Here is a 14,298-nt window from a genome sequence, read left to right on the forward strand (position 1 = left end):
GCAGCGGCGTCCGCCACTGCCCCCGTCGATATTGTCCGGTTCTTAGGTGCTAGGCGCGGCCGCCCGGTGTTCCGTCCTGCGGACGGTCCTCATCCGTGGAACGGGCGGAGGGCTTGTCGAAGAAACCGCGGGTTTCCTCGTCCACCACCGGCGAGGTGCCGGTGACGGGCTTGGCTGCTGCCGGGTTCGCCGTGGCGGAATTGGCCGCGGCCGGCGTGGCGGTCTCGACATGCTCTGCTGTTTCCGCGCGGACGTGGTCGTGGGTGCCGCGGCGGGATTCGACCGTCATATCAACGCTGAGGAAGATCAGTCCTGCGATAACTGCGCCCAGCAGGGGTGCAGCCCAGAAGAGCCAGAGCTGCTCCAGCGCGCTGCCTCCGGCAAAGATGGCGGTGGCGGTGGAACGGGCGGGGTTGATGCCGCCGCCGGTGACCGGGGCCAGCATGGTCAGCAGCACTGCATAGGTCACGCCGACGGCGAAGGCTGCTGCCACCGCACCGTAACGGCGGGCGGTCGCACCAAGGAAGACGGCTGTCAGCAGGGCGCCGGAAATAACTTCCAGCAGCAGCGCGCTGGGCAGCGGGAATTCGGTGGGCGAGTTCTCCGCGTAGCCGTTGGAGGCGCTGAGGAAGAATTCCTTCGTCTGTGCACCGAACTGGTCATGGCCGTTGATGGCCACCCACAGGATGGCGACGCCGAGAATGGCACCCACAAGCTGGGCCAGGATGTAGGGAAGGACGTACTTCCATGCCGTCCGCCCGGCCACGGCACTGCCGAGGGTGATGGCCGGGTTGAAGTGCCCGCCGGAGATGTAGCCGAAGGCCACCATGGCAGCGGCCAGCGCCAGTCCGAAAGCCAGCGGGGACGTGATGCCCGTGCCGGTGGCGAAGATGGCGACCGCCACACCAACGAAAACGAGCAGGAACGATCCGATGGCCTCTGCCACGGAGCGTCCCACAAACCCGTAGTCGTAGCCGCGGTCTGCGGGCGCTGCTTCGCGGGCGGATACTGCCCGCGCACCGCTCAGGGGTAAGGACTCAGATGACATGGAAGAAGATTTCCTAACGTGTGGTTGGTGCCGCCGGCATGCAGCCGCCGGTACAGAGACATGTTTTCGAACTCACAACAAACTACCCCACCGTTTCAGTGCAGTCTGTTAACTCCCTGAATATCCCCTGTGCATCCAGCCTTCCGGCTCCGGGCCAGGAAGCGCCCAGCACCTATGCTGGAGTGGTGAGTTCCGAACCGCATTCCGTTCCCGTGTCCGCTTCCTTCGCATCTTTGTCCGGCAAGATCCGGGGATGCCTGTTAGGCGGTGCCCTCGGCGACGCCTTCGCGAATCCGGTGCCGCCGCGGGATGCAGCGGGACTGGGGATTACAGCGGATACGCAATTGGCCCTCTACTCGCTGGATGGCCTGCAGGAAGCCATCGAGTGGGCCAATCAGGGGTTGGGAGCCGATGAGACAGCCTGCATCTGGCTGGCGTACCTGCGCTGGCTCCGCAGCCGGGGACTGCCGCTGCCCGAAGCGGGCCTGGTGCCTCAGCCGCGCGCCATAGACGCCGAACCGCTGCTTCGCTCTGCAGACGGCGCTGCCGATGCTGCCGGCGCGGATCCGGAAGTGCTCGCGGCCCTGTCCACGGGGGAAATGGCAACCCGGCAGCGTCCGGTCAACACCGAAAACAGTTCCGCTGCACCCCTGGTCCGCTCAGCTCCGTTCGGACTGCTGCCCTATGTGGGTGCGGAAACGGTCTACAAGCTGAGCTTGGATGCAGCGTCGCTGACCCACGGGCACCCGGCGTCCCGACATGCCGCGGCGGTCTTTGCCTCCACGGTGCACGGACTGCTGGCTCCCGGGGCTACCTTGCGCGGCGCAGCGGAGGCGGCCACGGAGCAGGCCGCACTGGTTGCGTCCGACGACGGCGGCTCCCCCGAGCTCGTGAAGCGACTGCAGGCCGTCTTGGCCGGCACATCTGTGGATGGCACCGTCACCGGAGAAGATACCCGGCCAGCCGCAGCAGAGGACGCACTTGCCCTGGGGCTGGAGATCGCCCTCGCTGCCGCTGACAGTTCGGTTCCTGACTCCGCCGGCGCCATAGTGCCGGCCGCTGTCCGTCAGGCTGCCCTCCGTGGCGGCGCGCCAGCCGCCGTGGTCGCCGGCAGCATGCTTGGAACGCTTTATGGACCGTCGGCGCTGCCCGATGCCGACGCCCTCCGAGAGCACAGCGCCATCGAGAAAATCGCTGGTGCTTTCGCGGCAACGACCATTGCCCCTTAGCTCTGTCCCGGCTTTCCCGGTGCAGTGCAGCTACGTACCCGGCAAGGGTGGGGCGGTTGACCGGTAGAGGTGGCCGGTTGGCGCGATGATGTCCACGGTGTGGCGACGGGCAGCAGCAGTGGCCTTCCGGACCCGCGATCTCGGGTGGCCGGTAGTACCGGACGCCCCGATGACGGCCGCTTTCCACCCTGGCGCTTCCTTGGCCTGGTTGCACGCCTCGCACAGCCCCTGGATATTGGCTGCCTCCGTGGGACCGTCATCACGGTGCGGCCGGATGTGGTCCTGGTGCCGGATCGGCGCATCACACCACGGGGTCCGGCACGCCTGGTCCCTAGCCGTGACCAATCGGGCCAGGGACACAGGTACGAAACGCGCCTTCGAGTCCATAGCCAGCAGCTCCCCGGAACTCGGGGCAGTGTAGAGGCGGCGCAGCCAGAATCCGGTCGGGCCAGGCGCACTGCCGGTCGGGCCAGGCGCACTGGCGGTAGAACCGCTTGAAGGATCTCCGGAGCCATGGGAGGCATCTGTCGGGGACTCCCCCGGCTTCCCTGTCTTCTGAGCCCTTCGACGGGCGCCCTTACCTGCCAGATCCCGCGCCCACGGCGCCGGCACTATTCCGTAGCCGGTCAAGTGTGCCGGCTCCCGATCCCCGGCCAGCAGGGTTCGGTCCGTCATTACCAGCTGCACTTCCACCGGCGCCTGCTCAGCCTTTGCCTGGCCGGTGATGCGTTCGACCATGGTGTCGGCCATGATCTGGCCCCGGCCGCGGACATCACCTCGGGCCCGCAACGAATCCGCAGCACGGCTCAGTGCCGCATACACCGCAACCCCCTGGGCCACCGGCAGCAGACCCGTCAGGTAGGTCATGGTGTCCGGAGCCGGACGGCAGGACACAAACCGGTCCGCCTCCGCCTTCGCCGCCCGCCGCACCAACGCGGCCTGATCAAGCCGGTACGTGATCTTCCGGATCCTCGCTATCAGGCGCTGATCCCCCAATCCGTCCAGCCCGGCAGGATCCCCGGCGATTTCCTGATCTACCAGTTGCCGGTCCTCCACGGACAGGCAGGCGGTCTCGCGGACCAGCAGGGTCGCCCGCCACTCACTAATGTGGCCTTCCGAGAACGCTTTGAGCGTGCACGGCATCTCCCGGGTCAAGGCCTTCGCGAAGCCCAGGATCCGGCCGCCGCGGGCCGGAGACTCCCGCCGCGCCAACGCCACCTGCGCTCCAACGCCCACACCCTGTTTCTCCGCGGGCAGTCCGGCCCGGGCATGAGCCGCACGCACGGACACGTCCAACGCCGCCGCGGCACGGGCCTGCGCCGCACACGCAGCAGCCTTCAGCTCCTCCAAAGCACGGAGCCGGTCAACAAGCCCTGCATCCGAATCAGCAGCAATCGCGGCCAGGGATTCCCCGGAGGCGAGCGCCCGGGACCAAGAGGCCAACTCAACAACAGATGCAACGTCCTCGCCCGGGGCTAGGCGGCCGGTCTGGCCCACAGGCCGTTCACACACTGCCGGACCAGGCCCTGGTGACGAGGACGGCGTCCTTGCCGTTGCACCTGCACCTGCCTCTGCCTCTGCCCCTGCGCTCGTTTTCATCTTCGTCTTCGACGCCGTTGCCGGAGCCGCAGCGGAGGCACTCGCGGGCGCAAGGCGGAAAACAGGCGCCGGTCGGGGACCCGAGGGGTCGGGCTGCAAGCACTCCGCCACTCGCAATGATTCGAACATGTGTTCGATAATAACAACCGCAAAAGTTCGCAACAACAGGTGTTTTTGAGCCTGTGGACAAAGTACTTATACAAACAGGTACAGGACACCCGGCGCGGCGATACACCAGACGGACGGCCGCGCCGCCCTCCCCCTACTGCGAAGCCCGGGGCCAAATCCCGCCGAGAGTCTGGAGGAACTCCGCTTCGGAGAGGACCTCAATCCGCTGGCCCCGCTCATGCAGGTCCAGGACGCGCCGGGCCTTGCCGGTCAGGCGTCCGCTGCGAAGGTCCGCCGGTTCGAAGCCGTCGCCAACCACCAGCACCGTGGTTGCGCGTGTGACGTTGCTGGCCGTCCGGGCGCCTACCTCCGCGGCACGGTCCTTGGCGCTCTGGCGGGCCATTCCCAGGTTTCCGGTGAAGACCACGGTCTGCCCGTACAAGGGATGGGCGGGGTCCGCGAGCGGGTTGGGCGGCGGGTTCTCCCCTTCGGACGGCCATCCGGTCCAGGCAGTCCCCGCTGCAGCCGCCGTCCCGGTGCCCTTAGCCATGGCGTCACGGGTGGCTTTGGACAGCTCATGCTGGCCCGGCACATAGGCGGGCAGCCTGGAAGCCTGCATGCCCTGGCGGAGGAAAAAGTCCGGCATGGAGGAGGCCCCGCAGCGCCGGGCAATGTCCACCATGATTCCGGCACAGGCACGGGCGTCTTCTGTGGCGTCGTGGTGGTTCAGCAGCGGAACGCCTGCCGCTTCTGCGGCGAAGGGCAGCGAGTGCGAGGGCAGCTGGTAGGTGCGGCGGGAATGGACCACCGTGCAGGTGTAGTCGTACGCCGGGCCGGCCAGCCCGGATACTTCCAGCGCGGACCGGATCACCCCCATGTCGAAGGCCGCATTGTGCGCCACCAGGAGGTCATCCCCGATGAACGCCCCGATCTCGGGAAAAAGCTCGCCAAAGCGGGGAGCTCCGGCCACCATCTCCGGTTCAATGCCGTGGATGCGCACATTGCGCCGGTCAAAGTAGTCGTGCCCCTCGGGCGGCCGCATCAGCCAGGAAGTCTCTTCGACCACCTGTCCGCCGCGGACCCGGACCAGGCCCACCGAGCACGGTGAACCGCGGAATCCGTTGGCGGTTTCAAAGTCGATCGCGGTGAAGTTCAGTCCCGCGTTAAGCATCTTCGCCGGTCACCGGCTTCCGCCGTGAGCTGCGGACCTTGGCAGCAACGAACCACACAGCCGCAATGACAACCGCTGCAATGACGATCTTCTGGAAAACACCGGCGTAGGCCTCAACGAGGTGCCAGCTTTCGCCCAGATAGTAGCCGGCCAGAATGAAGATGGTGTTCCAGATCAGGCTGCCGGCAGTAGTGAGCGCGGAAAAGGTCAGCAGGCCCATCCGTTCAATGCCTGCGGGAATGGAAATGAGGCTGCGGAACAGCGGAATCATCCGGCCAAAGAACACCGCTTTATAGCCGTGGCGTTCAAACCAGGCCTCCACCTTGTCCACATCTTCCAGGTCCACCAGGGGAACCTTGGCCACCACCCGGCGCATCCGGTCCCGGCCGAGCCAGGCACCCAGCCCGTAAAGGGCCAGCGCGCCGAGAACCGAACCCAGCGTGGTCCAGAACAAGGCAGCCGTGAGGGAAAAGCTTCCCTGGCTGGCGGTGAAGCCGGCCAGCGGAAGGATAATTTCGCTCGGCAGCGGCGGAAACAGGTTTTCCAGCGCAATGGCCAGGCCTGCACCGGGGGCACCGATGCTTTCCATCATGCCGACAGCCCAGTCTGCGACCCCGCCAAGGGCGGAGGGCTCCGCTGCGGCCTGCTCCGCGGCAACCTGCCCTTCGACAGGAGGCTCGACGACGGCGGCGGGAGCGGCAGGAGGCTCGACGACGGCGGTGCCGGCGGAGAACTCGAAGAAAGTCGGGGAGGTGGCTGCGGGAACGGCTTCAGTAATAGTCATCTCGCGCTCAATTCTGCCCCAGCCCCCTGCGCCGGGCAGAATCCCGGGACCCCTCCCCGGCGTGTTTGGGACACATCACACACCGTGGCCCCGGGATTCGGAGACGGGCTACCCTTCCGCAGCCAGTGTGCGGACCAATGCCGGAAGCAAGGCACGGAAGGCCTGGCCGCGGTGGCTGATGGCGTTCTTTTCCGCGCTGCTCAGTTCCGCGCAGCTGCGCTCGGAACCGGCTGGAACCAGGATGGGATCGTAGCCAAAACCGCCGTCCCCCCGGCGCTCGGTGAGCAGGGTTCCGCGCAGTTCGCCCCGCTCCACGGTTTCCGAGCCGTCCGGGCCGGCCAGCGCCGCGGCGCACACAAAGGCGGCCCCGCGGTGCTCGGCGGAAATGTCCCCCAACTGGGCCAGCAGCAGGTCCAGGTTCGCGGCGTCGTCGCCGTGCCGGCCGGACCAGCGGGCGGAGAAGATGCCCGGCGCTCCGCCCAGGACGTCCACGGACAGGCCGGAATCGTCCGCCACCGCGGGCAGGCCCGTGGCGGCGGCAACCGCATGGGCCTTGAGCAGTGCGTTCTCTTCGAACGTCACGCCTGTCTCGGCGACGTCGGGAACCCCGGCGGCCGCGGCGTCGATCACCTGCGTGTCCACGTCGAGCCCGGGCACCTGCCCGCGCAGCAGTTCGCGCAGTTCACGCAGCTTGCCCGGATTGCGGGTGGCCAGGACCAGGCGTGCCTGTGCCATTTATGCCGTACCCAGGGTCTGCCGCTGGATGGCGGCCAGTTCGGCGGTGCCCTGCAGCGCCAGGTCCAGCAGCGCGTCCAGTTCGGCGCGGTCGAAGGGAGCGCCCTCGGCGGTTCCCTGCACCTCCACGAACTTGCCCGAGCCGGTGACCACAACGTTCATGTCGGTTTCCGCCCGCACGTCTTCGACATAGGGCAGGTCAAGCATGGGCACGCCGTCGATGATGCCCACGCTGATGGCGGCAACGGTGTCCAGCAGCGGGGACGCGTTGCGGGCAATAAGCTTGTTGTCCTTGGCCCAGGCCACTGCGTCGGCGAGGGCCACATAGGCCCCGGTGATGGCTGCGGTACGGGTGCCGCCGTCGGCCTGCAGGACGTCGCAGTCCAGCACGATCGTGTTCTCGCCGAGTGCCTTGGTATCGATGATGGAACGCAGCGAGCGCCCGATCAGCCGGGAAATCTCATGGGTGCGGCCGCCCAGTTTGCCCTTCACGGACTCGCGGTCATTGCGGGTGTTGGTGGCGCGGGGAAGCATGGCGTATTCGGCGGTGACCCAGCCCTTGCCTTCGCCCTTGAGCCAGCGCGGCACGCCGGGCGTGAGTGACGCGGTGCACAGCACGCGCGTGTTGCCGAACTCGATCAGGGCCGAGCCTTCGGCCTGCTTCGACCAGCCGCGGGTGATGGTGATGCTGCGCAGCTGGTCCGGGGTACGTCCGTCCGCGCGCACGAGGCCGGCGGACGGGACGGGAGTGGAGGCGGTAGTCATGGCTTCAGTCTATCGCCGGGACTGCGGCTAGACGCTGCGCGCCTTCTGCACCGCCAACGGCTCCGCGAAGGGACTGCCGACGTCGTAAGACACCCCGGCCACGGCCACCGCGAGGTCACCTGTGTAGGAGCCGCGGGCCTCGGCCACGCTGAGGCTGGCGTCATTCCAAACCGGCAGGTGCGTGAGCAGCAGCCGGCGCGCATTGGCGGCAGTGGCCGCAGCCCCAGCACGGCGCCCGGTCAGGTGCACACCCTCGATCGCGTCGTCGCGGCCCTCGTGGAAGGCAGCTTCGCAGAGGAAGACGTCGGCGTCCCGGGCAGCTGCTTCCAGCCCAGGGCAGGAGTCAGTGTCCCCGGAATAAGCCAGGGTCCGCAGGGTGGATACGCCGTCGGCATCCAAGCTGCGGGCTTCGACCCGCAGCGCGTAGGCTTCTTCGGCGGGGTGCCGGACTGGATACGGGGTGATGCTGAAGGGCCCGATCTCCACGGTGCCGCCCGGCGTCCAGTTGCTGAACTCGAAGTCCTCGTGCATCCCCGGATCCAGCTCCAGGCCGTAGGCGGTAGCCATTCGGTCTGCGGTAGCCGCTGGTCCCCACACCTTGATCCGGTCCCGGTTCCAGCCCGAGGGATCCCAGTGCACCGCCACGTGCAGCCCGCACAGGTCCATGCAGTGGTCGGGGTGCAGGTGGGTCAGCAGGACGGCATCAATGTCCCGCAGGTCCATGTAGCGCTGCAGGGCCCCCAGGGACCCGTTGCCCAGGTCCAGCAGGATCCGCCAGTCGCGCACGCCGTCGTTGGCGGTCACGAGATAGCACGACGCCGGCGAGGCGGGGCCGGGAAAGGAGCCGCTGCAGCCCACAATGGTCAGTTTCATGCGGTGCCGTTCCAGGAGGCGCCGCTCTGCGCCCCCATGTGTTCGGGGGCGTCTGCCCGTGCTGCGGCAATCATCTGCGGGGTGACCCGCGCCATGCTGCCGGTGGGGTAATGCGCTGCCACGTGGTCAACGTGCTGGACGCTGAGGACCTCGGGGCCAAGGAAACGCCGGGCGAGCAGCTCGAAGGAAGCCGAATCCCCGGTTGCGACGAAGGTGTGCTGCGGGGGTGTCTGCGAACGGCGTTCGATGCCGTGGGAAATCAGGGCCCGGTAGACGTCTTTGGCAGTTTCCTCGGCGCTGGACACCAGGGTCACGCCGTCGCCCATTACGTAGGAAATCACGCCGGTGAGCAGCGGATAGTGGGTGCAGCCGAGGACGAGGGTGTCCACGTCCTTCGCCCGCAGCGGAGCGAGGTATTCCTCGGCGGTGGCGAGCACGTCCGGGCCGGAGGTAATGCCGGCCTCCACGAACTCGACGAAAGCGGGGCAGGCCACGGAGGAGACCGTCAGGTGCGGCGCGGCAGCGAAAGTATCGTCGTAGGCCCGCGAGCCCACGGTGGCGGCGGTGCCGATGACGCCGATCCGTCCGGTGCGGGTGGCCGCGACGGCGCGGCGGACGGCCGGCTGGATGACCTCTATGACCGGGATACCGTACCGGCGGGTGTAGCGTTCACGGGCGTCACGCAGGACGGCGGCGGAGGCAGTGTTGCAGGCAATGACCAGGAGCTTGACGCCGGAGTCCACCAGCTCGTCCATCACGCCCAGCGCGTTGGCCCGCACTTCGGCAATGGGCAGCGGCCCGTACGGTCCCTTGGCGGTGTCCCCCACGTACATGATGGCTTCGTTGGGCAGCTGGTCCAGGACGGCGCGTGCCACGGTCAGGCCGCCCACCCCGGAGTCGAAAATGCCGATGGGTGCGTCCGACTTGCCCTCTGACTTCCCAGACGGTTGTGCTGCAGCGGACGGATCGACCCGGTTCGAACTCATAATGTAACGACAATAGTCCTCCCCGCGGCGCCCGCACATTCACCGACGCGTGCCGTTGCTCACAGCCCAAGCCGGTATTGCGGGCCGGTAAAGCGCCAGTTCAGCGTCAGTTCAGGGTGTCGAGCAGCGCCTGCATCAGTGTTTCCTGCAGCCATGTGACGAAGTTGTACACCAGGGCCAGGTAGCCGTCCACGTCCTGTGCCTTGGACGGGTCCGTTATGTCGTGCAGCCGTTCAGCGTCCTCATCGTCGGCCAGGCCCAGGCGGTCGCCCAGCACCAGCCGGACGTCGTTCAGGGCGCGGGCAAAGAGCCGGGCCTGCTCCGCGTCCAGCCGCAGCGGGCCGGTTTCCAGCTGCAGGGCAGCCGCGCGCAGGGCCGCCTGCTTCGATTCGCGCAGGCTGCGTTCGGTGAACCGGCGGAACTCCAGGGCGTCGTCTTCCGCCTCGGTGCCGTTAGGCAGCAGCCGCAGCAGCGCCGGGTCCTCCGGGGCAACGGCGGACGGATCGATCCCCACCATTGCCGCAAGGGGATCTGCGTCCGCTGCCGTGTCCGGTTCCAGCAGGGACTGCACATCGGCGAAGAGCTTGCGCAGCAGGTCCCGCTCCCCCGGTTCCAGGTTGGCGGTGATGCCCTTGCGGGTGAGCTTGAATCCGGTTGCCACGATATCCGTTCTGTTGTGCGTTTCGTCAGCAGCTGTTGAAGTACCGGTGCCTGTTTAAGGGCCCGGGAGCCGGCTAAGCTGCATCCGCCTTCTGGAAGGTGGCCCACAGCCCGTAGGAGTGCATCGCCAGTGTGTCGCGTTCAGCGGCCTCCCGGGAGCCGGTGGCCACCACCGACTTTCCGGCCTGGTGCACCTCCATCATGAGCCGGTGCGCCTTGGCCTCCGAGTAGTTGAAGTAGCTCTGGAAGACGTAACTGACATAGCTCATGAGGTTCACCGGGTCATTCCACACGATCACCACCCAAGGGACGTCCACGGCGGTAAGGGATTCGGTCTCCTCACGTATCAGGGTGTCCGTGCCGGGTGCAGTGCTGGTAGCCATGGCTTCAATTGTAGTGAGGATTCAGTGCCGAACTGCCGCGGCGGCGTCTTCTCCCCAATCGGGATAAGCGGGTTAGAGTTTTGCCTGTGAACAGTCCCGCCGCTTGGCATTCCCCAAACTCCGCCCTGTATACGGATCATTACGAGCTGACCATGCTCCAGGCCGCCCTGCATTCGGGCACGGCCTCCCGCCGCTCCGTCTTCGAGGTTTTCGCCCGGCGCCTGCCCGACGGCCGCCGCTACGGTGTTGCTGCCGGAACCGGCCGCATCCTGGAAGCCCTGGAAAACTTCCGGTTCGATGCACCGCAGCTGGATTTCCTGGCCCGCACCAACGTGGTGGACGAGCGCACCCTCGCCTGGCTGGCGGATTTCCGTTTCTCGGGCAACATCTACGGGTACGCCGAGGGCGAAGCCTATTTCCCGCAGTCGCCCCTGCTAATTGTCGAGTCCAGCTTCGGGGAAGCGTGCATCCTGGAAACCATGCTGCTGTCCATGCTCAACCATGACAGTGCCATCGCCTCTGCCGCCTCCCGCATGACCTCGGCCGCAGACGGCCGCCCCTGCATTGAAATGGGCTCGCGCCGCACCCATGAGGAAGCAGCCGTGGCCGCAGCCCGGGCCGCGGTAATTGCCGGCTTCAACAGCACATCGAACCTGGAAGCAGGCCTGCGCTACGGACTCAAGACCGTAGGCACGGCGGCGCACTCCTTCACCCTGCTGCACGACTCCGAGAAGGAAGCCTTCACGGCGCAGACCGCCGCCCTGGGCATGGGCACCTCGCTGCTGGTGGACACGTACGACGTCGAACAGGGCGTCCGCAACGCGGTGGAAGTGGCCGGACCGGCGCTGGGCGGCGTCCGCCTTGATTCCGGGGACCTGGTGGCGCAGGCCCGCTGGGTGCGGGACCTGCTCGATGACCTGGGCAACACCGGCACCCGCATCATGGTCACCTCCGACCTGGACGAGTACGCCATCGCGGCCCTGGCCTCGGCGCCGGTGGACACCTACGGCGTCGGGACCTCCCTGGTCACCGGCTCCGGCGCGCCAACCGCCGGCATGGTCTACAAACTGGTCAGCCGCGAGGGTGATGACCATGAGTTTGTTTCCGTGGCCAAGGCGGCCAAGAACAAGGCTTCGCGCGGCGGGCGCAAGTACGCCATGCGCCGGCTGAACGAACACGGCACGGCAACCGCCGAGGTGGTGGGAATCGGCCACGCCCCGGCCGACGACGGCAACGACCGTCCGCTGCTGCACCAGTTCGTTGCCGATGGAGAGATCCTGCCCGGCTGGACCGGGCCCGAGGCCGTCACGCGTGCCGCCCGGCGGCACGCAGAATCCCTGGCCGAACTGCCCACCTCGGTAAACCGCCTGCAGCGCGGCGAACCGGCAATCCCCACCGAATACGAGGAGTAAGCATGGCGCGTGCCCTGATCATTGTCGATGTACAAAACGACTTCTGCGAAGGCGGCTCGCTGGCCGTCTCCGGCGGAGCCGACCTTGCCGGTGAGATCACCGATTACGTGGAAACTTCCGCTGGCCGCTATGACCTGGTGGCCGCCACGCAGGACTGGCACATCGATCCCGGAGCGCACTTCTCCGAGACGCCGGACATGGTCAATTCCTGGCCGCGGCACTGCGTGGCCGGCACACGCGGGGCCCAGCCGCACCCTGACCTGGACACCGAACTGGTGGACGCCTTCTTCCGCAAGGGCCAGTACGAGGCGGCCTACTCCGGCTTCGAGGGCGTGCTGGCCCCGGACGTCGAGGTTCCCCTGGGTGAGCCCGAAGCGGAACCGGACAGCGGCGAAGAGACGCTGAGCCTGGATGACTGGCTGCGCGACAACGATGTGGACGAGGTGGTGGTCCTGGGCCTGGCCGCCGACTACTGCGTACGTGCCACCGCCATGGACGCAGTGGCCGCCGGCTACACCACCGCAGTCATTCCGGAACTTTCCCGCGGCATCAACCGGGAATCCACCATGGCCGCCTGGGCGGAACTGGAAGACGCCGGCGTCGAGATCATCGACCTCTAGCAGCACACACACGTGGAAGGGCCGGACGCATATGCGTCCGGCCCTTCCACGCGTACACGGCGCTACTTGCGCCCGATGAACCAGTCCTGCAGCTTCTTCAACCGCTTGTTCAGCTGCTCCTCGTTGGCCTGGGCCACGGGCGGTCCGCCGCAGATCCGGCGCAGCTCGCTGTGCACCACCCCGTGGGGCATGCCGGAACGGGCGGACCAGGCGGAAACGTTCTTGGCCAGTTCTCCCCGCAGTTCGGTGAGCCGGCGGTGGTCCACCACCTCCGGGGCTTCCGCCGGCGGCGCCTCGGCCGCCCCGGAACGGCGGCCCCTGCGCGAGAGCTGCTCATGCTGGCGCTGGCGCAGCAGCGTGCTCATCTGGTCTGCATCCAGCAATCCGGGAATCCCGAGGAAGTCCTGTTCCTCCTCGCTGCCCAGCGCCCCGCCGGTGCCGAACTCGCCGCCGTCGAAAAGCACCCGGTCAAACGACGCCTGGGACTCCAGAGCCTCGAATTTCTGCTTGGTCAGCTCACCGGACGCCTTCTCCTCCCGGTTCGCGGCCTCCATCAGGCTGTCCTCCAGCCCGAAGCCTTCCTCCTCCAGATGGTTGTCCGGCCGGTCCAGGGCGTGGTCGCGTTCCACTTCCATCTGGTTGGCCAGCGCCATCAGGTTCGGCACCGAGGGCAGGAACACCGAGGCGGTCTCCCCGCGCTTGCGGGCACGCACAAAGCGGCCCACGGCCTGCGCAAAGAACAGCGGGGTGGCCGTGGAGGTGGCATACACCCCGACGGCGAGGCGCGGCACGTCCACGCCTTCGGACACCATCCGCACCGCCACCATCCACCGCTGCGTACCGGCGGAGAACTCTTCGATCTTCTCCGAGGCCTTGGCATCGTCGGAAAGGATGACCGTGGGAGATTCCCCCATGATCTTCTTCAACCAGCCGGCGTAGGCCCGCGCGTCGTCGTGGTCCGTGGCAATCACCAGGCCGCCGGCGTCGGGCACGGACCGGCGGACCTCGGTGAGGCGCCGGTCAGCCGCGGCGAGCACGGCCGGAATCCATTCTCCGGTGGGGTTCAGTGCCGTGCGCCAGGCCTGGGCCGTAATGTCCTTGGTGACGGCAGCCTCGCCCAGCGACGCCGCCATCTCGTCTCCGGCGCTGGTGCGCCAGCGCATCTGGCCGGAGTACGCCATGAACATCACCGGCCGGACCACATGGTCCTTGAGCGCCTGGCCGTAGCCGTAGGTGTAGTCCGCCTTGGACCGGCGGATCCCGTCCCGGTCTTCGACGTACTCCACGAACGGAATGGCGGCAGTGTCCGAACGGAACGGCGTACCGGTGAGGGACAGCCGCTTGGCCGCCGGTTCGAAGGCCTCGCGGATGCCGTCGCCCCAGGACAGTGCGTCGCCGCCGTGGTGGACCTCATCCAGGATCACCAGGGTGCGGGCCGCTTCCGTCTTGGCGCGGTGCAGCATGGGCTTGGACGCCACCTGGGCGTAGGTGACGGCGACACCGATGAACCCGTGGCCGTGCCGGCCGTCGGCGTTCTTGAAGTTCGGGTCGATGGCCAGGCCTACCTTGGCGGCGGCGTCGGCCCACTGCCGCTTCAGGTGATCGGTGGGCGCGACGACGGTAATCCGGTTAACGATGCCGCGTTCGACAAGTTCGTTGGCCACCCGCAGCGCGAAGGTGGTTTTACCGGCGCCGGGGGTGGCCACGGCCAGGAAATCGCTGGCATTGGAAGCAAAGTACTTCTCCAGCGCTTCGGCCTGCCACTGGCGCAGCTTCGGGGCGGTACCCCAGGCGGCACGTTCAGGATAGGCGGGCGGCAGGGAGGCGCCGGCGCCGGCGCCGAAAAGCGTTTCGGAACTCACGCTGGGAACGCAACCTTTCCAGTTTCTCGATTGGTTGTTGCCGTACGGGCGCCGGACGGGGAC

14 protein-coding genes are annotated in these 14,298 nt (G+C 67.4%); 3 read left to right on the top strand and 11 right to left on the bottom strand.

Annotated features, from left to right (window positions below; all coding sequences use genetic code 11):
• Positions 1–49: 49 nt before the first annotated feature.
• Positions 50–1,048, bottom strand: coding sequence for an aquaporin (locus QNO06_RS11505; protein ID WP_227914462.1), 999 nt, complete (start codon positions 1,046–1,048; stop codon positions 50–52).
• A gap of 185 nt (positions 1,049–1,233) precedes the next feature.
• On the opposite strand from QNO06_RS11505, the gene QNO06_RS11510 reads away from it, so the two are divergent.
• On the top strand, positions 1,234–2,277 hold the full coding sequence (locus QNO06_RS11510; RefSeq protein ID WP_227914463.1) for an ADP-ribosylglycohydrolase family protein: 1,044 nt from the start codon (positions 1,234–1,236) through the stop codon (positions 2,275–2,277).
• Positions 2,278–2,307: 30 nt separating this feature from the next.
• Here the strand turns inward: QNO06_RS11510 and QNO06_RS11515 are convergent, their stop codons facing one another.
• The 9 genes from QNO06_RS11515 to clpS form a co-directional block, all read right to left on the bottom strand.
• Complete coding sequence (locus QNO06_RS11515) at positions 2,308–3,720, bottom strand: HNH endonuclease (RefSeq protein ID WP_284162458.1); 1,413 nt, start codon at positions 3,718–3,720, stop codon at positions 2,308–2,310.
• A gap of 418 nt (positions 3,721–4,138) precedes the next feature.
• Entirely contained in the window at positions 4,139–5,155 is a 1,017-nt protein-coding gene (locus tag QNO06_RS11520) for a 3'-5' exonuclease (RefSeq protein ID WP_227913873.1), read from the bottom strand.
• On the bottom strand, positions 5,148–5,939 hold the full coding sequence (locus tag QNO06_RS11525; RefSeq protein WP_227913872.1) for a DedA family protein: 792 nt from the start codon (positions 5,937–5,939) through the stop codon (positions 5,148–5,150). The genes QNO06_RS11520 and QNO06_RS11525 overlap by 8 nt, the downstream gene beginning before the upstream one ends.
• Before the next feature lie 108 nt (positions 5,940–6,047).
• Positions 6,048–6,674, bottom strand: a complete 627-nt coding sequence (gene rdgB / locus QNO06_RS11530; protein WP_227913871.1) for an RdgB/HAM1 family non-canonical purine NTP pyrophosphatase — start codon at positions 6,672–6,674, stop codon at positions 6,048–6,050.
• The gene (gene rph, locus QNO06_RS11535) at positions 6,675–7,439 is read right to left on the bottom strand and encodes a ribonuclease PH (RefSeq protein WP_231708804.1); all 765 of its coding nucleotides are present in this window, start codon (positions 7,437–7,439) and stop codon (positions 6,675–6,677) included.
• Positions 7,440–7,466: 27 nt separating this feature from the next.
• Positions 7,467–8,312, bottom strand: coding sequence for an MBL fold metallo-hydrolase (locus QNO06_RS11540; protein ID WP_227913870.1), 846 nt, complete (start codon positions 8,310–8,312; stop codon positions 7,467–7,469).
• Positions 8,309–9,298 carry a glutamate racemase gene (gene murI / locus QNO06_RS11545; protein WP_227913869.1) on the bottom strand — a complete coding sequence of 330 codons (990 nt, stop codon included), beginning with the start codon at positions 9,296–9,298 and terminating at the stop codon, positions 8,309–8,311. Before murI ends, QNO06_RS11540 begins: the two co-directional genes overlap by 4 nt.
• Before the next feature lie 106 nt (positions 9,299–9,404).
• Positions 9,405–9,959 carry a DUF2017 domain-containing protein gene (locus tag QNO06_RS11550; protein ID WP_227913868.1) on the bottom strand — a complete coding sequence of 185 codons (555 nt, stop codon included), beginning with the start codon at positions 9,957–9,959 and terminating at the stop codon, positions 9,405–9,407.
• 73 nt (positions 9,960–10,032) lie between these two features.
• Entirely contained in the window at positions 10,033–10,341 is a 309-nt protein-coding gene (gene clpS, locus QNO06_RS11555) for an ATP-dependent Clp protease adapter ClpS (protein WP_227913867.1), read from the bottom strand.
• A gap of 86 nt (positions 10,342–10,427) precedes the next feature.
• Between clpS and QNO06_RS11560 the strand changes: the two genes are divergently transcribed.
• A complete protein-coding gene (locus tag QNO06_RS11560; protein WP_227913866.1) occupies positions 10,428–11,753 on the top strand; it encodes a nicotinate phosphoribosyltransferase in 1,326 nt (441 codons plus the stop codon).
• 2 nt (positions 11,754–11,755) lie between these two features.
• On the top strand, positions 11,756–12,373 hold the full coding sequence (locus QNO06_RS11565; RefSeq protein WP_284162459.1) for an isochorismatase family protein: 618 nt from the start codon (positions 11,756–11,758) through the stop codon (positions 12,371–12,373).
• Between the two features lie 62 nt (positions 12,374–12,435).
• Here the strand turns inward: QNO06_RS11565 and QNO06_RS11570 are convergent, their stop codons facing one another.
• A complete protein-coding gene (locus QNO06_RS11570; RefSeq protein WP_227913865.1) occupies positions 12,436–14,235 on the bottom strand; it encodes a DEAD/DEAH box helicase in 1,800 nt (599 codons plus the stop codon).
• Positions 14,236–14,298 lie beyond the last annotated feature (63 nt).

It is taken from the genome of Arthrobacter sp. zg-Y20, from assembly GCF_030142075.1.
GTDB lineage: Bacteria > Actinomycetota > Actinomycetes > Actinomycetales > Micrococcaceae > Arthrobacter_B.